Source organism: Methylobacterium sp. SyP6R, assembly GCF_019216885.1.
In the GTDB taxonomy this organism is placed as follows: Bacteria; Pseudomonadota; Alphaproteobacteria; order Rhizobiales; family Beijerinckiaceae; genus Methylobacterium.
In genome coordinates, this window is record NZ_JAAQRC020000001.1 from 2452769 (window position 1) to 2473268 (window position 20500).

The following is a 20500-nucleotide window of genomic DNA, read 5'->3' on the forward strand; positions in this document are numbered from 1 at the left end:
CGATTAGCCGCGGCAATATATTTATTTTATATTAGATTTGTGACATTTTCAGCCCAAATCACTACTACAGCACTACCGTTCCGCTCGACTTTCATTTTTGTAAGATCTGACAGCGCTTTCATCATACCGTCCAATGCCGCGTCCCCAAAACGCTGAGGTTGAAAAGAGGTTTCCGGTTGCCTTGCCTTCGCTGCCTTCATTATTTCTGAGCATATTTCATTAATATTAGTCTTTGCAAAATCATAGCCGCCGTCGAACCCATAAACCGATACGCCTCTGAAGATATATTCTTTTGTATCAGAAAAACTCATCCACATGCCTGAACTAGATATGGCTCTTCTATATACTTCGTGAACTTCGTTTTTAAATTTATCCATTTGCATTTCTCCTCCGTCTTTGACGTTTATAATCTCGATGCCAAACATTCTCGTCTCTTATCTCGCTCGGCAATTCTATTTAGCGCTGTGAATGCGCTTACATATCCGGCGCGACAGCACGTGCCGCTTCACGATCCCGTTGATATTCGCTCCACTTCTGATTCAGATCTTTTTCGCTAAATCTATACGCGAACGGAATACTCTCTGGCGCACTCTCTACTGCAGAATTGTAATCTACCATAGCCAGCAGAACATCGGCCTGCGGATATCCGCTTCTGTCTGCGGCAATTAGTCGAGCTCTTATCTCCTCGATAGACCTAGCGGCGCCTTTGTGCGCAATGTATGCACCAAGAACATCTGATGACATAACAAATACCAATACAGATAGCCCGATTCTAACGACTAGAAGAAGATTATCTCTATCTGCAAATGGAAGCGCAGATAACGCCGCGGATGCAGCAATTAAGGCAAAAATTCCGATGATAACAAGCATTGCATTTGCGCTGGCGCGTTGCAGGTCGGCACTATAAAATGCAGACTCTTCTAGCATCTCACCTAAACGCCTTGGGCCGACAGGCTCTTTCGTTGCATAATAATCAGATTTTTCGTATTTTTTTGCTGTTGCTTCAGACACTGTGAGCCGACTTTTTAAACTTAAAATCTCACTAGGGGAGTATTTATTAACAACACCACCGGATAACAAAGCCGCCCTTCTTGCAGCATGAGCTGCGTTACGTGCAGCCATGTATGATGTGTTTAATGCCCACCATACTATGAGCAAGGCAACGCCTACTATGGCAAGCACATAAGTCCAGAAGGCGTCAACGACGACAACTGAAATTGCAGCAGGCAACGCAATGGCCAATTGCACAAAAAACAACCAAACTCTACGATTAGCCGCTTTTGCAAATTCAGCTCTCAAGTAGCCGACAAGGCTTCCCGGCGTAAGCGACATAACTACATCTCCTAATAATAAGAAGGAAATTTGTTGTCAAAAACTAAATTCCACCAATAAAATGCATCAGATATATTCCCTTTATTTTCGCACTCCAATGCTTTCTCTGCACGCTTGAGAGCTGTTTCAACTTTAGAAAGCGCTGTTGGCTTAACTGCTGCCGTACATGGATAAATATATCCCGATATACCTTTCGGATCCTGCATCGCAGCCAACTCCTTTTTATATAAGTGCCGCAAAACACGCGCTACATCGAATTTATAAGATATATATTTTTCGCCCAAGACGTATTCCGTTGTTCTGAGCTCCAAATAGAACGATCTTATACCTCCGCTTTTATAATAATTCCAAGCTTTTATCATGCATATAAGTGGCTTGAGTTTATTATTTAATCGTTGGTGCTCATCAGTAACCCACTTGTTATGGGCCGCCGGGCTTGATCGCATCCACCCATCATGTCGATCCGGTATATCATATACCCTATGTCCATTACTCAATTCGACATAATCCGCTGGCACAATTTCATGTTTTTCACTGGGAGAGTTTCCAAAAGGAATTATAACCGCCGGACTGCGAACAGATATTTCAGTGTACGGAAAGCGAAGCTGCAAAGAGTCTTTGATTGCTCTCAGTGTGCTTCCTGAATTCCGCTTTAGCTTCTCAGCTGGAATTACGGCGAAATAATCAATATCACTGTAACCACTTACGCCAGTATCGTGCCCAAATGACCCAGACCTGAACATATTCTTTAAATCGAAATCAGTGGTCAATCTACCTTGTATGCTTCTTCTATGCGATGCTGCCTTCTCAGTTTCAGTTGTCGTTGCTTTTAACCAGCCAGCAAAAATATTGAAAGCATCATCGACTGTCTTTGCCATTGTGCTCCTCAGTCGGTAGTATTTTATTCCATAGACTTGCCGACATTCGAGGTCTTGTCAATTCTCGAAAATAAAATTTCAAATTTCTCATAAAATCAATAACAGGATGCGCAATTACTGCCTGCTGACGCAATGCATTCGCTTCGACAAGGGTGGCTTTTTTCCAGTCGAAATGTAAATATCTATACAATTAAAAGTTGATAGCGAGCCATTGATACGCGTCGCTAAAATATATACTTGTAAAATAAAGCCGGCCACGAACGCCTCCGTTCCTGGCCGGCAACAAATATTGGCTTGAACTATTATCAGCTCTTGACCGCCCCAGCCGTCAACCCACCCACCATGTACCGCTTGAACACGTAATAGATCGCGGCCGGCGGCATGGCGTAGATCAACCCGGTGGTCATCAAGAGCTCCCACGGCGAGTCATCCGCCGCCAGGAAGCTGCCTAAGGCCACCGGCAGGGTCACGTCGGTGTCGCGGGAGAGGAGCAGGAAGGCGAACAGGTACTCGTTCCAGGCGAGCAGCAGCGCGTAGACGCCGATCGCGACCAGCGACGGGACCATCAGCGGCAGGTAGACGAAGCGGAAGAGCTGGGGCGGCGAGGCGCCGTCCATGATCGCGGCTTCGTCCAGCTCCACCGGCAGCTTGTCGGAGGCCTGCTTGAGCACCCAGATCGCGTAGGGGCTGGCGATCGTCACCATCGCGAGGATCAGCGCCCACTTGCTGTTCAGCAGCCCGTACGCTCCCATCGTCTTGTACATCGGCACGGCCAGGAACGCGGCCGGGATGAAGTAGGTGAACAGTGCCATGTTCATCACGGTCCGGCCGCCCTTCACCTTCAGGCGGCTGATCGCGAAGGCCGCCGCGGTGGCGACGAACAGCGTCAGCACGCCGGTCGCGAAGGCGATGACCGCCGAGTTCCAGAATTGCTGCCAGAAGTTCGACAGGAAGTAGTGCTGCTGCCCGAAGACGATCCGAAAATTCTGGAGCGTCGGGTGGGCCGGAAACAGCGCGCCCGACATCGCGTCCTGCTTGGGCGAGATCGCGAACAGGACGAGGTGGTAGATCGGGATCACGGTCCAGAGCAGGACCGGGATGCCGATGAGGAGGAGCTTGGCCTCCGTGCCGGCCGCCTTGAGCCAGTTGGTGCGGGCGGCGGCGCGCTCCTCGGCGGACGGCGTCGCGCGGGCTGTCAGGGTCGTGCTCATTTCGAGAGCCTCTTCATCAGCACGTAGACCAGCGGCAGCACGAAGGGCATCGCGCAGACCACCGCCGCCATCGAGGCGTCGACCTGATCGAGGCGGAGATACCGGATGCCGAGGGTCGCCAGCACGTGGGTCAGGTCGGCGGGACCTCCGCCGGTGAGCAGGTAGACCGAGTTGAAGTCGCCCAGCGTCCAGATCATCGACAGGATGGTGCAGGTCACGTAGAGCGTCCGCATCGACGGCCAGGTGACGTGCAAAAACTTCTGCCACTTGGTAGCGCCGTCGACGGAGGCCGCCTCGTAGAGGTCGGCCGAGATGGCGAGCCGGCCGGCGAGCAGGATCAGCGTCCAGAACGGCAGCGACTTCCAGATATGGACGCCGATGGCGAGCGTCAGCGCGAGGCTCGGGTCGTTGAGCCAGTTCGGGCCGTCGTCGCCGGTCAGCCGGAAGATCAGCGAGTTCACGATGCCCCATTCGGGGTTCAGCATGAACCGCACCGACAGGATGGTGGGGATCGACGGCACCGCCCAGGGCAGGATGAACAGCACCGACAGCCAGCGGATCCACTTCCGCTCGTTGGTGAAGAAGCCCGACAGCACGAGCGCGATCGCCATCTTCACGTTGATGCCGATGACGAGGAAGATCAGCGTGTTGACGACGGCGCGGGCGAAGATCGGGTCTTCGGCCAGATGGACGTAGCTCGCGGGGCTGCGCGCCAGCCACAGGCCGTAGCCGATCGGGTAGATGACGAAGAACAGGAAGATGAGCAGGTAGGGCGCGATCAGGATCAGCCCCCAGGCCTGCCACGAGGTCAGGCGGAAGGGCTGGGCCGCGGCGACCGGCGCTGCCTCAGCGACCGTTGCGGACATGGTCGGTCTCCTCGATGAGGCCGGGATGGGGGGTACGCGAAAACCGAGAGCGGGCCCCGAGCGCCACGCGATCGGACCCCGCTCTGGATGGTGTGGGTGGAGGCACGTGTGCCTCTCCTGTTGTTCCGTCGAGCCGTCTGTAAAAAAGAAGAGCACCGGTCTCCCCTCTCCCCGCGGGCGGGGAGAGGGCCGTGTTCCCGTTCAGGGAACACGGCTAGCGGAGGCGCAGCCGGAGCGAGGGTGAGGGGGTGTTTCCGGAGGAGCCTCATCCGTCGAGACCCCCTCACCCTCGCCCTGCGGGCTTGCCGCGCCCTCTGAACGAGGGCTCGGCCCTCTCCCCGCCCGCGGGGAGAGGTGTATTCCCGCGCCTTTCCTCATCCCGAACAGCCCTTGTTGGCTACTGCCCGGCGATCTGCTTCACCCGGGCCAGCATCTCGTCGGCGGCCTTCTCGACCGGGACCTTCTCGCTCACCACCCGGTTCATCGCCTTGGCGAACACGTTCTCGTTGTTGACCAGCGTGAACTTGTAGTTCTTCACGTAGTCGAACGGCTCGGTGCCGGACTTGAACTGGTTGTAGACCGCCTTGCGGTGCTTGTCGGCCTGCCAGAACGGGCTCTCGATCGACGCGGTGGTGACCGGGAACCAGCGGCCGATCGCGCCCTCGACGTAGGGACGGAGGTTGTCCTCCTCCATGATGAATTTTACGAATTCCTTGGCCGCCGCCTTGTTCTTGGCGCCCGAGAAGACCACGCCCTGCTTCACGTCGGCGCGGTAGGTCATCGGCTTGCCGTCCGGCCGGTTCGGGAACGGCGCGGTGATGATGGTCTCCTCGTAGGCCTTCTTCGAGGCCTCGCGCTGCTCGGGCGTGTTGTTCGGGTTGACGCTGTCCTCGTACCACTTCGCGGCGATCGAGATGGTGAAGTTGTGCGTCATCACCGTGGTGCGGTTGTGGAAGGCGACGTTGTTGTCGGGGTCCTTCCAGGTCGTGGCCGACGGGGGCACGCAGCCCTTGATGTAGGGGTCGGTGTAGTCTTTGAGCGCCTTGACCACGCCCTCGCGGGTCTTCGGGTCGTCGACGGTCAGCTTGCCGTCGGCGTCGACGAGCTTGGCGTCGTAGGCGTCCATGAAGGCGTAGAAGGACTGGAAGCTGTCGGTCGATTCCACGCCCATCGGCGCGCCGATGCCGTAGGTGCGGGTGCCGGACGCCTTGCGGTAGGCCGGCTGGACCTTGTCGCACCAGAACGCCCAGTAATCGGACCATTTCTGCGGGATGTCGGCCTGCTTGAAGCCGGCCTTCTCCAGCATGTCGCCCCAGATCTCGGTGTGGAGGGTCTGGCGCTTGAGCGGGAAGCCGTAATAGGCCTTCTTGCCGGTCTGGCCGTTCATGAGCAGCACGTGCTCGACGGTCTGGGGCGCGAAGCGCGACATCATCGGCTGGAGGACGTCGGTCAGGTCCTCGAGCTTGCCCTCGTAGGCCCACTTGCCGGCGGCCTGGTTGTTGTAGGTGTCGGAATAGCCGACATCCGGCGGCGAGCCGGAATCCAGCGCCGCCACGGTCTTGGGGATCATGTCCTGGATCGCGTATTGCGACAGCTCGACCTTGATCCCGGTCTTCTGCTCGAACTTCTTGATCGTCGCCCAGAGCGACTCGTCCTCGGAGCGGTAGAAGCCCTTGCTGAACCAGACGGTGAGCGTCTTGTTGTCCTGCGCGACGGCCGGCAGCGCTGCCATAATCAGCGCGCCCATCGACAACGCCCCCGCGATCACTCGCTTCATCGATCCGTTCCTCCCATCCGCCCCTGTGATCGGGCGGCTTTCCCGGCATATCAGCACGGGACGGGGCGCGGCGCAATTCGGAGACAGTCAACACAAGGTATAAGCCTGACGTGATTATATTGCGCGCCACAGGGTCACCCCCGGGCGACGCTCCGGCAAATCAGGAAACTCCCGTCATAATAATCGCCCGGCGCTCCCGAACAAGACACCACGATCACGTCTTGACGATCCGGCGGCCCGTTCCCATACGATGCCCGCAACACGACAGTGACCTGTCGATAAGCGGCCGACGAGCCGCACAAAAGGGAGGAGCGCCATGGCCCGCATCGTCTCGCTGGAGGCCGGGTATTACCGCGTGACGCTGTCGGTCACCCTCAGCGACAGCATGCACGGCGACATGCCGGCCTTCGAGCTCAACACCGTCCGCCTGCGGGATGCCGACGGGGCGGAGGGCACCGGCTACACCTATACCTGCGGTCGCAACGGCGCCGCCATCGACGCGATCCTGCGGCGCGACATCCCCGACCAGATCGTGGGCCAGGAGGCCGACCGGATCGCGCATCTGTGGCAGCGGATCTGGTGGGGCCAGCATTACGGCGGCCGCGGCGGGCCGGCGGTGCTCGCCCAGTCGGCCCTCGACATGGCGTTGTGGGACCTGAAGGCGAAGCGCCTCGCCCAGCCGCTCTGGACGCTGCTCGGGGGCCACGATCCGCGCGTGCGGGTCTATGCCGGCGGCATCGATCTCCAGCTGCCGCTCGACCGGCTGCTGCGCCAGACCGACGACAACCTGAAGAGGGGGTTCCGCGCCATCAAGATGAAGGTGGGGCGCGAGCGGCTGTCCGAGGATGTCGAGCGGGTGCGGGCGATGCGCGGGCATCTCGGCGACGGGTTCCCGCTGATGGTCGACGCCAACATGCGCTGGAGCGCCGACGAGGCCATCCGCGCCGCCCGCGCGCTCCGGCCCTTCGACCTGACCTGGCTGGAGGAGCCGGTGATCCCCGACGACGTCGCCGGCCAGGCCCGGGTGGTGCGCGAGGGCGGGCTGCCGATCGCCGCGGGCGAGAACCTGCGCTCGTTGTGGGACTTCAAGCAGTTGATCGCGGCCGGCGGCGTCACCTATCCGGAGCCCGACGTGACGAATTGCGGCGGCGTCACGCCGTTCATGAAGATCGCGCACCTCGCCGAGGCCTTCAACCTGCCGGTCACGTCCCACGGCGCGCACGACGTCACGGTGCACCTGCTCGCCGCCGTGCCCAACCGCTCCTACCTGGAGGCGCACGGCTTCGGGCTCGACGCCTACATCGCCGAGCCGCTGGCGATCGAGGACGGGTTCGCGGTGGCGCCGGACCGGCCGGGCCACGGCATCGTGTTCGACTGGAAGGGGCTCGCGGCGATCCGGGCCTGATCCCCGGTCACGCGCGCCGCGCCGCCTCTCGCAGCCCGCCCCCCTCGGCATCCGCCACCCGGAACCGCCCGCGCCCCTCCGCCTTCGCCGCGTAGAGCGCCGCATCCGCCGCCACGAAGAGGTCGGCGGAGGGGCGGCCGTCGGTGCGGGCGATGCCGATCGAGGCGCCGATCGTGAAGGCCCGGCCGGCCCAGGTCATCGGCCGGCTCAGGGCGGCGATGAGGCGGGCCGCCACCTCCTCGGCGATGCCGGGGGCCGTGGTGGCGAGCAGGATCGCGAATTCGTCGCCGCCGATCCGGGCGACGAGGTCGTCGTCGCGGCACGACAGGCGCAGCCGGGCCGCGACCTCGACCAGGCAGGCATCGCCGGCGGCGTGCCCGAACGTGTCGTTGACCGGCTTGAACCCGTCGAGATCGATGAGCAGCAGGGCGCCGAAAGGGGCCCGGCCGGGCGGGGGCCGGTCGAGCGCGGCGAACCGGTCCTGGAACGTCGCCCGGTTGGCGAGCCCCGTCATGGCGTCGAACTCGGCGAGGTAGCGGGTCCGGTCGGCGAGCAGCTTCTCCTCGGTGATGTCCTGCTTCATCCCGAAGATCCGCACCGGCATCCCGCCCTCGCACTCGACCAGGGCGGTGATGCGGATCCAGCGGCGGCGGCCGGTGAAGCTGACGATCTCGGCATCGAGGGTGAAACCGCCCCGTTCGGCGATGGCGCGGCTGCGGGCCGCGGCCAGCGCCTCGCGGGATTCGGGCGCGTAGCAGGCGACGATCCTGTCCCGGTCGAGGGTTGCGCCGCGCGGCAGGTCGAACATCGCGTAGACCTGATCGGTCCAGGTCAGGGCCTCGTCCGGCAGGCCGCATTCCCACACCCCGATCCGCGCCGCCGCCGAGGCGCGGTCGAAGATCTTGCGGCTCTGCACCAGCGCCAGTTCCTGACGGGCGAGGGCCTCGCGAAAGCCCAGGGTTGCCCGGGCGAGGGACTCCGCGGCGGCGGCGAAATCGGCGAGGCGCCGGCGCTGGGCGAGGGTCAGGCGGCGGGGCGCACGATCGACGAGGGCGAGGACGCCCGATCCGGGGCCGAGGGCGTGGATCGCCAGGAACCGGCAGCCCGGCACGCCGGTGACCGCCGGGTGAGTGCGCCACCGCACGGCGGTGCGCAGATCGGCGACGACGCGAAGACCGTCTTCCGATTCCTCGACCGATGCGGCCCGGCAGAGATCGACGAGGGCCTCCGGGACGCCCACGCCGGCCGCCGCCAGGGGCGGGCCGGAATGGGAGCCGTCTTGGGAGCCGTCTTGGGGGCCGTATTGGGAGCCGAGCAGGAGGACGGCGTGAACGGCGAAGGCACCTCGGACGCGTTCGAGGAACGCCGCCAAGGCTTCCGCCCCGGGAACCGGGGGCGAACAAAGGTCAGTTGCAGGTTGCAACCCAGTGCTCGCGCGCATTGCAGGTGATCGTCACGTCCCATCGATCCCGGATGACCCTGGCAGACGGGACTTAAGGCATGATTGATCGCCCGGACGTCCACGGTCAAGCTGGAGACGATGCGCGGTCCCGGCACGGATACGTTCGCCTCCGGGCGGACAGCGATGGCGCGCCGCTCAGACCCGTCGCAACCGCAGCGCGTTCCCCACCACGAACACGCTCGACAGGGCCATGGCGCCCGCCGCCAGCACCGGCGACAGGGACGGCCCGCCGACCGCCCGCAACACGCCCGCCGCCACCGGGATCAGCGCCACGTTGTAGGCGAAGGCCCAGAACAGGTTCTGGCGGATGTTGCGCATCACCGCCCGCGACAGACGCAGCGCCTCGGCAACGGTGGCGGGATCGCCGGCCATCAGCACCACGTCGGCGCTCTCCACCGCCACATCGGTGCCGGTGCCCAGCGCCAGGCCCGCATCGGCCTCGGCGAGCGCCGGGGCGTCGTTGATGCCGTCGCCCACGAAGGCGACCGGACCGTGCGCCTCGCGCAAAGCCCGGACGGCGTCGCGTTTGCCGGCAGGCAGCACCTCGGCGAGCACCGTGGCGATGCCGAGGCTGCGTGCGACGCCCTCGGCGGTACGGCGGTCGTCGCCGGTGACGAGGGCGACGGCGAGGCCCTGGTCGATGAGCGCCCGCACGGCAGCGGCGGCGCCGGGCTTGATCGGATCGGACACCGCCAGCAAGGCCGCCGGAACGCCGTCGAGGGCGAGGTAGAGCGGGGAGCGCCCCCCCATCGCCAGGCGCTCGGCCTGGGGCGCGAGTCCCGAGAGATCGGGGCCCGCGAGGTGACGGGCGGCGCCGATGGCGACCGTGCGGTCCCCGACGCGGCCGGTGATGCCGTGGCCCGGCACCGCCGCGAACGCGCTCACCGGCGGCAGGTCCAGGCCCTGGTCGGCGGCCGCCGCCACGATGGCGCGGCCGATCGGGTGCTCGGAGCGGGTTTCGAGGGCGGCGGCCAGGGCCAGCACGTCGTCGGCGTCGAAGCCGGGGGCCGGGATCAGGTCGGTGAGGGTCGGGCGGCCCTCCGTCAGGGTGCCGGTCTTGTCGAAGGCGACGACGCGCACCTCCTCCAGGGACTGCAGGCCGGCGCCGCTGCGAAACAGGATGCCGCGTTCCGCCGCCCGGCCGGTGCCGACCATGATCGAGGTCGGGGTGGCGAGCCCCATGGCGCAGGGGCAGGCGATGATCAGCACCGCGACGGCATGGACCAGGGCGGGGCCGAGGGCGGGCGGCGGCGCGAGGGCGAGCCAGGTGAGGGCCGTCAGGAGGGCGAGCGCCAGCACCGCCGGCACGAACCACGCGGTGACCCGGTCGGCCAGCGCCTGGATCGGGAGCTTCGCTCCTTGCGCCGCCTCGACCATGCGGACGATCTGGGCCAGCGCCGTGTCGGCGCCGACCCGCTCGACCCGAACGGTCAGGGCGCCGGTGCCGTTGACGGTGCCACCGGTGACGGGATCGCCCGGCCCCTTCGCCACCGGCACCGGCTCCCCGGTGAGCATGCTCTCGTCGATGCGGGAGGCGCCCTCGATCACCCGTCCATCCGCCGGCAGGCGCTCGCCGGGGCGGACGCGGACGTGGTCGCCGACCGCGAGGTCGGCCACCGGCACCTCGGTCTCGGCGCCGTCCCGCAAGGCGAGCGCGGTCTTCGGCGCGAGGCCGACGAGGCGCGCCACCGCCGCGCCGGTGCGGCCCCGGGCCCGCGCCTCCAGGCTGCGGCCGAGCAGGATCAGGGTGACGATGAGGACCGAGGCCTCGAAATAGACATGGGCCGCACCGGCCGGGAGCCAGTGCGGCACCAGCGTCGCGACCAGGGAGAACAGGTAGGCGGCGCCGGCGCCAAGCGCCACCAGGGCGTTCATGTCCGGGTGGCCGCGCACCAGGCCGGGCAGGCCGCGGACAAAGAAGCGCCGGCCGGGCCCGAACAGGACCAGGGTGGCGAACGCGGCCTGGATGCCGGCGCTCCAGGCCTCCGGCAGGAGGCCGTGACCGACGACGTGGCCCCCCATGTCGAGCACGACGACGGGGAGCGACAGGAGAGCCGAGAGAATGAGGTCGCGGGTCAGCGTCTCGGCCCCGCGCGGGGCCGCCGGAGCGTCCGTCCCCGCACGCACCGGGCGGGGCTCGTAGCCGGCCTCCCGCACGGCGGCTTCCAGGGCATCGAGGGGGACGAGGCCGGCGGGGTGGCGCACGCTCACCCGGCCGGTAGCGAGGTTGGCGCTCGCCTCGCGCACACCCGGCACGGCTTTCAGCACCCGCTCGACCCGCCCGGTGCAGGACGCGCAGGTCATGCCCTCCACGGTGAGTTCGCTCACCGCCTCGGGCACCGCGTAGCCGGCATCCTCCACGGCCGCGGCGAGCGCCGCCGGGTCGTTGTCCGGGGTCAGATCGAGGGTGGCGCGGCCGGTGGCGAGGTTGACGGCCACGGCCTGCACGCCCGGCACCCGTTTCAGCACCCGCTCGACCCGCCCGGTGCAGGAGGCGCAGGTCATGCCCTCGACGGGCAGGGTGAGGCGACGGGCGGGTGCGGTCATGGTGCGGTCTCCCACGAGCGGATGTGGGGTGCGGAACCGCCCGGCGATACCGCCCCGATCGCCGCCGGCCGTTGCGTCACGAACATGCTTTCGCCGCGCTCGGGCGCCAGAGCGCCGGGCGAAGCGGGAGCAGGCGATGATCGGGCGGGTTCTGGCGGTATCGGCGATGGTCTGCGGCGGGGCGGGGGCGGCTCTGGCGCACCCCCATGTCTGGGTGCAGGCGCGGGCAGAGCTGGTGCTCGACCAGAAGCGCAACCTGGTGGCGATCCGCGAATCCTGGACCTTCGACCCGGAATATTCCGCCTTCTCGGTGCTGAACCTCGATTCGAAGCGCGACGGCGTGCCGGACCCGGCGAAGCTCGACGAACTCGCCGTCGAGCGCCTGGGGGCGATGGCCGAGACGGCCTTCTTCACGCAAGGAAAGCTCAACGGGCGCCCGCTCGCCCTGAAGGCCGGCCCCTCCCCGAAGGCGAGCTTCGCGCAAGGGCGCCTCACCCTCGACTTCACCCTGGTGCCGCAAGGCCCCGCCGGCCCGGTGCGCAATCTGGTGGTGAGCTTCGACGATCCGGATTTCTACGTCGCCTTCGGGCTGCCGCCGGGCGAGCCGGTCAAGCTGTCGGGCAGCGCGGAATGCGTGCTGAAGCTCAACCGTCCGAGCCGGCAGGCGCAGGAGGGCGAGCAGCTGATCCCCGACGACGAGGCCACCGGCACGCCGGGCGCCGCCGCCGCGGCGGCCGTGGACTATATCGGGCGGCTGCTCGTCGCCTGCCCCTGATCCAGGGCCTTCTTCGGGCCGCCCTCCTTCTTTGCGTCGCCCGAGTTCTTTGCGTCGCCCAAGGCCGGGATCAGGGCCCGGAACGTCGCCCCCTCCCCCGGGGTGCTCTCGATCACCAGCCGGCCGCGATGGCGGTTGAGGATGTGCTTGACGATGGCGAGGCCGAGGCCCGTTCCGCCCTGCTGGCGGCTGGAGGCGGCATCGACCCGGTAGAACCGTTCGGTCAGGCGCGGCAGGTGCTCGGGAGCGATGCCCGGGCCCTCGTCGCGCACCGCGATCTCGACCTGCGGCGGCCGGTTCTCCTCCGCCGGCAGGGTGTCGAGGGAGACCGCGACCCGGCCGCCGTCACCACCATATTTCACGGCGTTCTCGACCAGGTTCTCGATCACCCGCAGGATCTCGTCCCGGTCGCCCAGCACGCGGTGCGGCCCGGGCGCGGCGTCGAGCGTGATGGCGACGCCGCGCTCGCCGGCGATCGGCCCCAGCGCATCGGCGATCTGGCGGGCGAGCGGCACGACGTCGACCCCTTGCGTCGGCGGCACGTGGACGCGCAACTCGATGCGCGAGAGCGACAGGAGGTCGTCGATCAGCCGCGTCATGCGCAGGGCCTGCACCCGCATGATGCCGAGGAAGCGCTCCCGCGCCTTGGCGTCGTCCCGGGCCGGGCCCTGCAGGGTCTCGATGAAGCCGAGCAGCGAAGCGAGGGGCGTGCGCAGCTCGTGGCTGGCATTGGCGACGAAATCGACCCGCATCGTCTCGAGGCGCTGGGCCGAGGTGAGGTCGCGCAGGAACAGCACGACGTTCGGCCCGGCCCGCCCGGCCTCGCCGCCCTGCATCGCGCCGATCTGCACCTCGAAGGTGCGCTCGGTCGGCACCCGCGGCGAATAGAGCGTCTTCAGCGGCTCGCCGGTGCGTAGGACGATCTCGATCCCGTCGAGCACGTCGGGGTCGCGCAGCGCGAAGGAGAGGGGGTGGCGCGGGCGCAAGGACGGCAGGAGCGCGCGGGCGGCGGCGTTCGATTCGATCACCAGGGAGCGGCGGTCGATCAGGATGACCGGATCGGGAATGTTGGCGAGCAACGCCTCGGCGAGGCCGTGGCGGCCCCGGCTTCCTTGCGCATCGAAGCGCGGTACCGGCTCGCCCCGGCGCGGCGCGGCGACGAGACCGCCGACCAGGAGGGCGAGGAGTCCCAGGAGCCCGGTGCCGAGATCGAACCCGTGCAGCCAGGCATGCCCGGCCAGGAACGTCAGCACGGCCCCGAGCGCGCCCCGCCACGCCGCCCGGCGGGCGGCCGGGAGGGCGCCCGCGGCGCTGGGGAAGACCGGCGGCGAAGCGGCGTCGGGAGGCCCGTCCTCCGGCGGATCGCCGGAATCAGGGCTTGGCGTCGCTCTCGGCGGCATCATCGTCGGGCGCCTCCCGCGGGGTGAGGCGCGCCCGCTTGGCGATCTCATAGGCGCCGAGCGCAGCGAGCGCCACCACGAACGGGATCAGGTAGTAGCAGACCCGGAACAGCAGCAGCGCGCCGAGGACCGATTCCCGCGGCAGCCCGGAGAGCGCCAGCAGCACCGTGGCCTCGAACACCCCGAGCCCGCCCGGCGCATGGCTGGCGATGCCGAGCATCGCGGCGAGCACGTAGATCGCCACGAAGGCCTCGAAGCTGACGCCGTGGCCGGCCGGCAGCAGCACGTAGAGCACGCCGGCCGCCGCGCAGACGTCGCCGGCGCCGACCAGCATCTGGCTCAAGGAGAGCTTGAGACCCGGCAGTTCCAGGCGCCAGCCCCGCACCTTGACGCTGCGGCGCTTGACGGTGACCCAGGCGAGATAGGCCAGCACGGCGGCCAGCGTCGCGACTCCGAGCACCTGGTTGAGGAGGACGCTGGTATAGGTGAGGTGCGAGAGCGGCTCGGCCTCGCGGATCAAGCTGATTCCGAGCACCGCCCCCATGCCGAGCCAGAAGGTGAAGCCGGCAACGATGGTGAGCGCGGCGATGCGCCCGGGGCTCAAGCCCTGCCCCGAATAGATCCAGTAGCGCACCGTGCCGGCAGTGAGCAGCGGGAAGCCGAGATTGAAGCTGACCGCGTAGCTGGTGAAGGAGGCGAGCGCGGTGGTGCGGTAGGGCACCTTCAGCTTGAGCTGTCTGAGCGCCAGGGCGTCGTAGCAGGTGAGGAAGAGGTAGCTCACCACCACGAGGCCGATGGCCAGCCCGACCTGGTTCGGCGTCGCCGCCAGGAAGGCGGTGCGCAGGTCGGCCCAGGTCACGGTGGAGACGAGCTTGCCCAGCACCCCCAGCGAGATGACGAACAGCACGACGCTGGCGAGCGTACCGATCCAGGCATAGCGGCGCCGGTGGCGGGCATGTTGCCCGCCCGCAACCTGCGGATCCTTTCCCGGATCCTGCCCGGCCGGATCCTCGTCGCGCGGGAGGTCATCCCCCGCACCCGCGTCGCGCAGGGGTCTGGCCTGCGCGAGGTTCTTGTCCTGGCTGGCGAAATTCATCGCGTCGGCGTCCGACCCCGCTGGTCGCGGGCACGAGCCCGCAGCCGATCGCGGCCAGGCTCGCGCACAAAGGTGCCCGGCGGCACTCCGACCGAGCCCCGCTCGCATGAGGGGCCATGTAGGCCCTCTGCCGGCGAATGACCAGCCGGACCATGCGGCAGCGGGCGAATCAGCCGGGGAGACCGAGCTGCCGGGCGGCCTCGCCGAGGCCGGCGGCGATGCGGGCCGGCACCGCCGGGCTGGTGCAGACATAGGTCGGGCTCGGATGCGGGATCGCCACGACCGGAAGGCCCGGCCGCGCCGCGCCGAGGACGGGCGCCAGGGCCTGCGCGACCCTGCCGGACAGGACGACGACGGCGAGGTCCGGCATCAGGTCGACGAGCGGCTCCAGGTAGGCCCGGGCCGCCCGGATCTCGCCCGTGCGCGGCGCCCGGTTGCGGGCACCGGGGGCGTGGATCACCCAGGGCACGGCGTTCCAGATCAGGGTGTCGGTCCGGGCGATGCCGGCTCCATCGAGGAAGCGAAAGAGATTGGCGGCGGTGCCGGTCGGGTTGTCGCGGGAGACGAAGGCGGTGCGGCCGGTGGCCGGGCCGGGGGTCTCGAGGAGGAGGAGCAGGCGGGCCGAGACGCCGCCGTCGAGGGGATCGGCCTCGGGCACCGGCCTATCCTGCTCGGCCCGGATGCGCTCGGCGAGGCGGCGCAAGGGCGCGAGGTGGAGGCTGACCTCCGCGAGGGCGTGGCGCGCCGCGACGGCGCCGGGATCGGCCAGGCTTTTCGGGGCCGCCGGGTTCACGCCAGCGTCAGCCCGTCCGGCATCGGGCCGGCGAGGCGGAAATGCTCGCGCGCGTCCTCGGCGCTCAGACGCTCGGCGAGGCCGGCGGGGCCGCCGAACTGGAACCCGATCTGGCTCGCATAGGCCGCGCAGGCCGCGTGCTTGGCCGCCTCCTCCTGCGGGGACAGGCGCACGGTGACGGGGCTCAACGCCCCGAAGGTTTCGCGGAACGGCTCCTTCGGATCGGGGTGGCGCACCGTATAGGGAAAGTCGCGCCACCACAGGATCGGGCAGGCGGGGGCGAGCGCGGTCAGCGCGCGGACCAGCTGCACGTGATCGACATGACCGCCGACGCCTTGAGGCGCCAGCAGCAGGTCGGGCACCGCCTCCTCCATCAGGCGGGCGAGGACGGGGCCGAGATCGTCGGCGAGCGGGTCGTCGGGCCGCGTATCGGCGAAGAGCGCGGGCGCCGAGGCGTAGCCGCGATGCGGCGCCTCGGTCAGGGCGACGTGGACCGGCGGGGTCAGCCCGAGCAACGCCGCCGCCGCCCGATCCTCGTCGCGGCGCAACGCCATGTAGTCGACCTCGGGCCCGAGCCCCTTGTCGAGCTGGCAGGCCAGCGCGAAGCCGGCCGGGTCGGGCACGCTGGCGGTGAGCAGCGTCACCATCACCACCCGCCACCCCCCGCTCGCGAGCTGCGCCAGGGTGCCGCCGCAGGAGAAGGCGGCATCGTCGAGATGGGGCGAGAGGGCGAGGGCTGTGGGCATGGGACTCGACTGAGACAACCAGTGTGGTGCGGGTTCCCCCTCTCCCCGCGGGCGGGGAGAGGGCTGTTCCGCCGTTCAGGGGGAACAGCAAGCCCGCAGGGCGAGGGTGAGGGGGTCTAAGCAGATTTCGCAAAAGTGGCCGCCGGTTTTGCGGAAAAATCTGCGATAAAACAAGGATCTAAGCGGACGAAGCGTTGGCCTGCCAACGCAAGTCTGCTTAGACGAGTGAGACTCTTTCGGTAGCACCCCCTCACCCTCGGCTGCCGCCTCGTTTCGCCCCCGACGAGGGGGGCGAAACCCTCTCCCCGCCCGCGGGGAGAGGAGGGATGCGCACCGACCCAGGCGTAAGCCTTCCCCGCGGGAGCGAGCCTCACAACAGATGCGGCTCGGCCCGGAAGCGGCAGCTCGGATCATGCGGTAGATCCGGGTCGAAGGCCGGGTCCGGCCGCTCGTCCTTCACCGACGCATAGACGTCCATGATCTGCCGCCCCACCGCCTGCCAGGAATAGACCCGCCGGCACTCCTCCAGGGCCGCCGCCGCCAGGCGGGCGCGTAAGCGGCGGTCGGTGACGATCCGATGCAGGGCCTCGGCCAGAGCCGGCACGTCGCCGGGCTGGACCAGCAACCCGTTCTCGCCGTCGCGCAGGCAGTCGGAGACGCCGACGGAATGGGTCGAGACCACCGCCTGCCCCGCCGCCATGGCTTCCAGGATGGTGTTGGAGAACCCCTCCGCGTAGGTCGGCGAGACGAAGACGTCGCCCATCGCGTAGAGGTCCGGCACGGCGTCGTATTCGGCATAACCGGTGAAGCGGACCTGGCTCTCCGGGAAGCCGAGATCGGCGGCGAGGTCGCGGGCCGGCTCCACGTCGGGCCCGATGCCGGAGATGATGGCGGAGAACGGCGTGCCGCGCAGGCGCAGCAGGCTCAAGGCGTCGAGGAAGTCGAGCACGCCTTTCCGGCGATCGACCCGGCCGTGATAGAACAGCCGCACCGGGTCGGCCGCGTCGCCCGGCTGCCATCCTTCGGGCGGACGGAAGCGCGTGGTATCGACGGCGCCGGGCACGATGGTGAAGCGATCCGGATCGCTGCCGAGCCGGTCGCAGACCTCGGCCACGAAGGAGCGCCCGCCGATCAGCAGCGCGTTGGCATGGGCCAGCACCCGCACCATGGCGAGGCGATGGGTCTCGCAGCACGAGCCGACCCAATGGCCGTCGCCGCCCTGGATCGAGACCACGTTCGGGACGCCCAGGCGTTGCGAGGCGATCAGCGTGGCAAAGCCCGTCGGGTAGCCGTACTGCGCGTGCAGCACGTCGAACGGCTTTTTCTGGTGCTCGGCCACGATCGTCTCGACCATCGTGGCGATGTCGCGCTCGAAATCGCCGCTCTCCTGCTCGCCGCGTTGTTCGAGGCCGATCACCCGGACGCCCGGCACCGCCGGCGGCGGGCCGCCGCCATAGACCTTCGTGCCGAAGGCGTCGCCCCGGTACTGGCTCACCATGGTCACGTCGTGGCCCGCGCCGACGAGTTCACGCAGCAGGTTCTGCGCGTAGACGCTCATGCCGGAAATCGCCGGGAAGTAGCGCCGGCTGACGAAACAGATCCTCATCGGCGGCACTCCCGCAAGTAGCGCAGCGAATCCGGGATCATCCGGTCGGCCCGGTGGCTCTCGCGGGAGAGTTCGACGCAGACGAGTTTCTGGAAGTGGATCGCCTCAAGGGCGTGGAGCACACCTGGGATGTCCATGTCGCCCTCGCCGAAGGGCAGGTGGATGTGGGTGCCCCGCGCCATGTCCTCGATCGCCACGGTGCCGAGCCGGTCGGCGAATTCCGTCACGGCCGCGGCAGGATCGCGCTCCTGCGTCACCAGGCAATGGCCGGTATCCAGCGCCAAGCTCAAGGACGGGATCGCCAGCGCCGCGTAATCGTCCAGGGTCTCGACCAGCATCCCGGGCTCGGGCTCCAGAGCCGCCACGACCCGGCGCTCGGCGGCGTAGGCCGCGACCTCTTCGAGGCCCGACCGCAGCCAGCCCTTGGCGGCTTCCGGATCGACGCCCGGCTTCGGTACCCCGGCCCAGAACGACACCGCTTCCGAGCCGAGGATCGCCGCGATGTCGATGGCGCGCTGCAGGAAGGCGACCCGGCGGGCCCGCCCGGACGCATCCGCCGTCACCAGGGTCGGCTCGTGCTTGGCCCGCGGGTCGAGGAGGAAGCGGGCCCCGGTCTCGATCACCGAGCCGAGGTTCAAGGCGTAGAGCCGGCCGCGCACCCGCTCGGCGTCCTGCGCCCAGCTCGACGCGAAGGGGTCGAGATGGTGGATGTCGAGGGTCAGCGCGACGCCGTCATAGCCGGCATCGGCGATGAGGCTCAGCGCGTCGTCGAGGCGGTGATTGGCCGCCCCGTTGGTGTTGTAGGCGAAGCGCAGGCTCATGCCGCCCTCCCCCGGCGCTCGAGCCGGAACGGCGCGTGGTGCGATTCCGGCTCGCGGTAGAGCGGATAGAGCGGGCCGACGATCCGTTCGGCCAACGCCACGTCGAAGAGCGGCTGGCCGCCGAAGCGCTCCAGTGCCTCCGGGGTCAGGCGCACCGGGCGTAAAGAGCCGCTCTCCTCACCGAAGCGGATCAGCGGGTGGTCGCGCTCGATGAGCTTTCGGGTGTTGCGCTCGCCGATGCGGTAGTAGCTCATGGTCTCGACCTCGAGACCCGGCACGATCGCCTTGACGATGCCCACCCCGCCCCCCGGCGGCGAGGCGTCGACGTAGAGCACGTCGAAACCCTCCGCCTCCAGCCGCTCGCGGGCGATGCGGGCGCGGTCCTGGCCGGTCGGGGCTGCTTGCGTCGGCAGGTCGGCGAAGCGCTTGGTGCCGCGCTCGGAATAGACGGTGTCGGAGAGATAGTCCCGCAAGGTCTCTGCCGGCTTGTCGATCCAGTCGAGCATCGCGGAAAGCGCCCTCCCCTCCTCCAGGTCGAGGCTCGGCAGCGCCTTCTCGATGAAGGCGTCGACGTAGCCGGGCGGGGTGATCGAGCGGGCGAGCGCCAGGGGGCCGTGCCCGAAGGTCTTGCGCACCCGGGCCGCCTGGAATTCCAGGATCGCCTTGCGAAGCGCCCGCTCGCGGTCGGGATCGCAGGCCTCGCCGCAGGCCGAGAGCGCGATCGGCGCGGGCGTGCGCGCGGCATCGACGTCGTAGCCGACGCAGTAGACGTTGGTGAAGCCGAACTGGTCGGTGGCGAATTTCGGCATCGCGCGGATGCCGAGAGACTCCAGCCGGTCGAGCATCGCGCGCGTCTCCGGCCCCAGACCCTCGGAGGTGTCGAGCATCACGCCCTGGTCGAGGGCGCGAAACAGAAGGCCGTTGCCGTCGCGCTGGAGCAGTTCGAGGAGCCCGTGCCCGAGGGCGAAATCCACGTCCGGCCCGGCGCCGAGCCCGTTGGTGATGAGGTTTGTGAAGGGCTGGTAGCCCTCCGACAGCTCGAAATAGTCGGTCGCCGCGAGGTCGAGCGGCATCAGCACCGTCTCACCGGTCCGAGCCCGGACCGTGCCGGTCCATTCGAGCACCGTGTCGCGGTCGACCGGGCTTCCCGCCGGCAGGCCGAGGGTCAGGGGATCGGCGACGGACTTGGCGCCGAAGACCCGCACGAGGTCGTGGTAGCTGCCGCGCTCCTTCTTGCGCGGGATCAGCGCCAGGCTCGGCATCAGGTTCTCGGCGATCTCCGCCACCGAACCGATGATCGCCTCGTCGTCGGTGGCGCCGTAGCCGATGCCGCTCGGCATCGCGCCGACGAAGTAGGGATCGTCGAGGAACAGCGAGACGAACCAGCACGGCACCCCGGTCCGGTCGAGGGGCGCCAGGGGAAAGCCGACGATCCTTCCCGGCGGCAGCACGTCGAGATAGGCGCGGACGGCGTCGGGCAGGCGCTCGGGCAGTCCTTCGATGATGCGGGACTGGCCGAAGGCGTAGGGGCGGGGTGCGGCGGGTCTGTCCACGATACGAAAACTCCTCCGCGGGCATCTGAGCTTGTTTGAGCGCGATCTTGTACTGATGACTTGCGATCATCAGGGATATCCCACCCGCTCACCTCATCCTGAGGTGCGAGCGTGGCGAGCCTCGAAGGAGGGCTCCAGGTACCCCGGCGACCTCTGGAGGTCTCCTTCGAGGTCAGTCGATCTTCGATCGACTGACACCTCAGGATGAGGTGCGAGGATGGGAAATTTCATA

The 20500-nt window shown here is 67.3% G+C and carries 17 protein-coding genes; 2 read left to right on the forward strand and 15 right to left on the reverse strand.

The window, feature by feature from the left end; all coding sequences use genetic code 11:
- Positions 1-26: 26 nt before the first annotated feature.
- From HBB12_RS11345 to HBB12_RS11370, 6 genes are all read right to left on the reverse strand, one after another.
- Positions 27-425 (reverse strand): hypothetical protein, encoded by a 399-nt coding sequence (locus tag HBB12_RS11345; protein ID WP_236989430.1) that lies wholly within the window; start codon positions 423-425, stop codon positions 27-29.
- A gap of 49 nt (positions 426-474) precedes the next feature.
- Entirely contained in the window at positions 475-1332 is an 858-nt protein-coding gene (locus HBB12_RS11350; RefSeq protein ID WP_236989431.1) for a hypothetical protein, read from the reverse strand.
- An 11-nt stretch (positions 1333-1343) separates the two neighbouring features.
- Positions 1344-2210: an SMODS domain-containing nucleotidyltransferase gene (locus HBB12_RS11355; RefSeq protein ID WP_236989432.1), complete on the reverse strand. Its 867-nt coding sequence runs from the start codon at positions 2208-2210 to the stop codon at positions 1344-1346.
- Between the two features lie 305 nt (positions 2211-2515).
- Entirely contained in the window at positions 2516-3421 is a 906-nt protein-coding gene (locus HBB12_RS11360; RefSeq protein WP_236989433.1) for a carbohydrate ABC transporter permease, read from the reverse strand.
- Positions 3418-4287 (reverse strand): carbohydrate ABC transporter permease, encoded by an 870-nt coding sequence (locus HBB12_RS11365; RefSeq protein ID WP_236989434.1) that lies wholly within the window; start codon positions 4285-4287, stop codon positions 3418-3420. The genes HBB12_RS11360 and HBB12_RS11365 overlap by 4 nt, the downstream gene beginning before the upstream one ends.
- Before the next feature lie 397 nt (positions 4288-4684).
- The gene (locus tag HBB12_RS11370) at positions 4685-6064 is read right to left on the reverse strand and encodes an ABC transporter substrate-binding protein (RefSeq protein ID WP_236989435.1); all 1380 of its coding nucleotides are present in this window, start codon (positions 6062-6064) and stop codon (positions 4685-4687) included.
- Between the two features lie 316 nt (positions 6065-6380).
- Here HBB12_RS11370 and HBB12_RS11375 point away from each other — a divergent pair, with 316 nt between their 5' ends.
- Positions 6381-7469, forward strand: a complete 1089-nt coding sequence (locus tag HBB12_RS11375) for a mandelate racemase/muconate lactonizing enzyme family protein (protein WP_236989436.1) — start codon at positions 6381-6383, stop codon at positions 7467-7469.
- Positions 7470-7476: 7 nt separating this feature from the next.
- On the opposite strand, the gene HBB12_RS11380 is transcribed toward HBB12_RS11375, so the two are convergent.
- Positions 7477-8709 (reverse strand): GGDEF domain-containing protein, encoded by a 1233-nt coding sequence (locus HBB12_RS11380; RefSeq protein ID WP_236989437.1) that lies wholly within the window; start codon positions 8707-8709, stop codon positions 7477-7479.
- 357 nt (positions 8710-9066) lie between these two features.
- Complete coding sequence (locus tag HBB12_RS11385; protein WP_236989438.1) at positions 9067-11478, reverse strand: heavy metal translocating P-type ATPase; 2412 nt, start codon at positions 11476-11478, stop codon at positions 9067-9069.
- Positions 11479-11614: 136 nt separating this feature from the next.
- On the opposite strand from HBB12_RS11385, the gene HBB12_RS11390 reads away from it, so the two are divergent.
- Positions 11615-12253, forward strand: a complete 639-nt coding sequence (locus HBB12_RS11390; RefSeq protein ID WP_236989439.1) for a DUF1007 family protein — start codon at positions 11615-11617, stop codon at positions 12251-12253.
- Here HBB12_RS11390 and HBB12_RS11395 read toward each other — a convergent pair.
- The 7 genes from HBB12_RS11395 to HBB12_RS11425 all read right to left on the reverse strand — a co-directional run bounded on the left by HBB12_RS11395 (position 12220) and on the right by HBB12_RS11425 (position 20268).
- A complete protein-coding gene (locus tag HBB12_RS11395) occupies positions 12220-13656 on the reverse strand; it encodes an ATP-binding protein (protein ID WP_236989440.1) in 1437 nt (478 codons plus the stop codon). The two genes, HBB12_RS11390 and HBB12_RS11395, sit on opposite strands and share 34 nt — an antisense overlap.
- Entirely contained in the window at positions 13625-14749 is a 1125-nt protein-coding gene (locus tag HBB12_RS11400; protein ID WP_236989441.1) for a lysylphosphatidylglycerol synthase domain-containing protein, read from the reverse strand. Before HBB12_RS11400 ends, HBB12_RS11395 begins: the two co-directional genes overlap by 32 nt.
- Positions 14750-14918: 169 nt before the next feature.
- The gene (locus HBB12_RS11405) at positions 14919-15542 is read right to left on the reverse strand and encodes a uracil-DNA glycosylase family protein (RefSeq protein ID WP_236989442.1); all 624 of its coding nucleotides are present in this window, start codon (positions 15540-15542) and stop codon (positions 14919-14921) included.
- Complete coding sequence (locus HBB12_RS11410) at positions 15539-16288, reverse strand: PIG-L deacetylase family protein (RefSeq protein ID WP_236989443.1); 750 nt, start codon at positions 16286-16288, stop codon at positions 15539-15541. The genes HBB12_RS11405 and HBB12_RS11410 overlap by 4 nt, the downstream gene beginning before the upstream one ends.
- Positions 16289-16658: 370 nt before the next feature.
- Entirely contained in the window at positions 16659-17894 is a 1236-nt protein-coding gene (locus tag HBB12_RS11415) for a glycosyltransferase family 4 protein (protein ID WP_236989444.1), read from the reverse strand.
- Entirely contained in the window at positions 17891-18715 is an 825-nt protein-coding gene (locus HBB12_RS11420) for a sugar phosphate isomerase/epimerase family protein (RefSeq protein ID WP_236989445.1), read from the reverse strand. The genes HBB12_RS11415 and HBB12_RS11420 overlap by 4 nt, the downstream gene beginning before the upstream one ends.
- Entirely contained in the window at positions 18712-20268 is a 1557-nt protein-coding gene (locus HBB12_RS11425; RefSeq protein WP_236989446.1) for a YcaO-like family protein, read from the reverse strand. The genes HBB12_RS11420 and HBB12_RS11425 overlap by 4 nt, the downstream gene beginning before the upstream one ends.
- Positions 20269-20500 lie beyond the last annotated feature (232 nt).

What these genes read in the sequence shown, in the direction of transcription:
- HBB12_RS11345 (WP_236989430.1), bottom strand. Translation starts at nt 425, where the DNA reads ATGTTTGGCATCGAGATTATAAACGTCAAAGACGGAGGAGAAATGCAA.
- HBB12_RS11350 (WP_236989431.1), bottom strand. Translation starts at nt 1,332, where the DNA reads ATGTCGCTTACGCCGGGAAGCCTTGTCGGCTACTTGAGAGCTGAATTT.
- HBB12_RS11355 (WP_236989432.1), bottom strand. Translation starts at nt 2,210, where the DNA reads ATGGCAAAGACAGTCGATGATGCTTTCAATATTTTTGCTGGCTGGTTA.
- HBB12_RS11360 (WP_236989433.1), bottom strand. Translation starts at nt 3,421, where the DNA reads ATGAGCACGACCCTGACAGCCCGCGCGACGCCGTCCGCCGAGGAGCGC.
- HBB12_RS11365 (WP_236989434.1), bottom strand. Translation starts at nt 4,287, where the DNA reads ATGTCCGCAACGGTCGCTGAGGCAGCGCCGGTCGCCGCGGCCCAGCCC.
- HBB12_RS11370 (WP_236989435.1), bottom strand. Translation starts at nt 6,064, where the DNA reads ATGAAGCGAGTGATCGCGGGGGCGTTGTCGATGGGCGCGCTGATTATG.
- HBB12_RS11375 (WP_236989436.1), top strand. Translation starts at nt 6,381, where the DNA reads ATGGCCCGCATCGTCTCGCTGGAGGCCGGGTATTACCGCGTGACGCTG.
- HBB12_RS11385 (WP_236989438.1), bottom strand. Translation starts at nt 11,478, where the DNA reads ATGACCGCACCCGCCCGTCGCCTCACCCTGCCCGTCGAGGGCATGACC.
- HBB12_RS11390 (WP_236989439.1), top strand. Translation starts at nt 11,615, where the DNA reads ATGATCGGGCGGGTTCTGGCGGTATCGGCGATGGTCTGCGGCGGGGCG.
- HBB12_RS11395 (WP_236989440.1), bottom strand. Translation starts at nt 13,656, where the DNA reads ATGATGCCGCCGAGAGCGACGCCAAGCCCTGATTCCGGCGATCCGCCG.
- HBB12_RS11400 (WP_236989441.1), bottom strand. Translation starts at nt 14,749, where the DNA reads ATGAATTTCGCCAGCCAGGACAAGAACCTCGCGCAGGCCAGACCCCTG.
- HBB12_RS11410 (WP_236989443.1), bottom strand. Translation starts at nt 16,288, where the DNA reads ATGCCCACAGCCCTCGCCCTCTCGCCCCATCTCGACGATGCCGCCTTC.
- HBB12_RS11415 (WP_236989444.1), bottom strand. Translation starts at nt 17,894, where the DNA reads ATGAGGATCTGTTTCGTCAGCCGGCGCTACTTCCCGGCGATTTCCGGC.
- HBB12_RS11420 (WP_236989445.1), bottom strand. Translation starts at nt 18,715, where the DNA reads ATGAGCCTGCGCTTCGCCTACAACACCAACGGGGCGGCCAATCACCGC.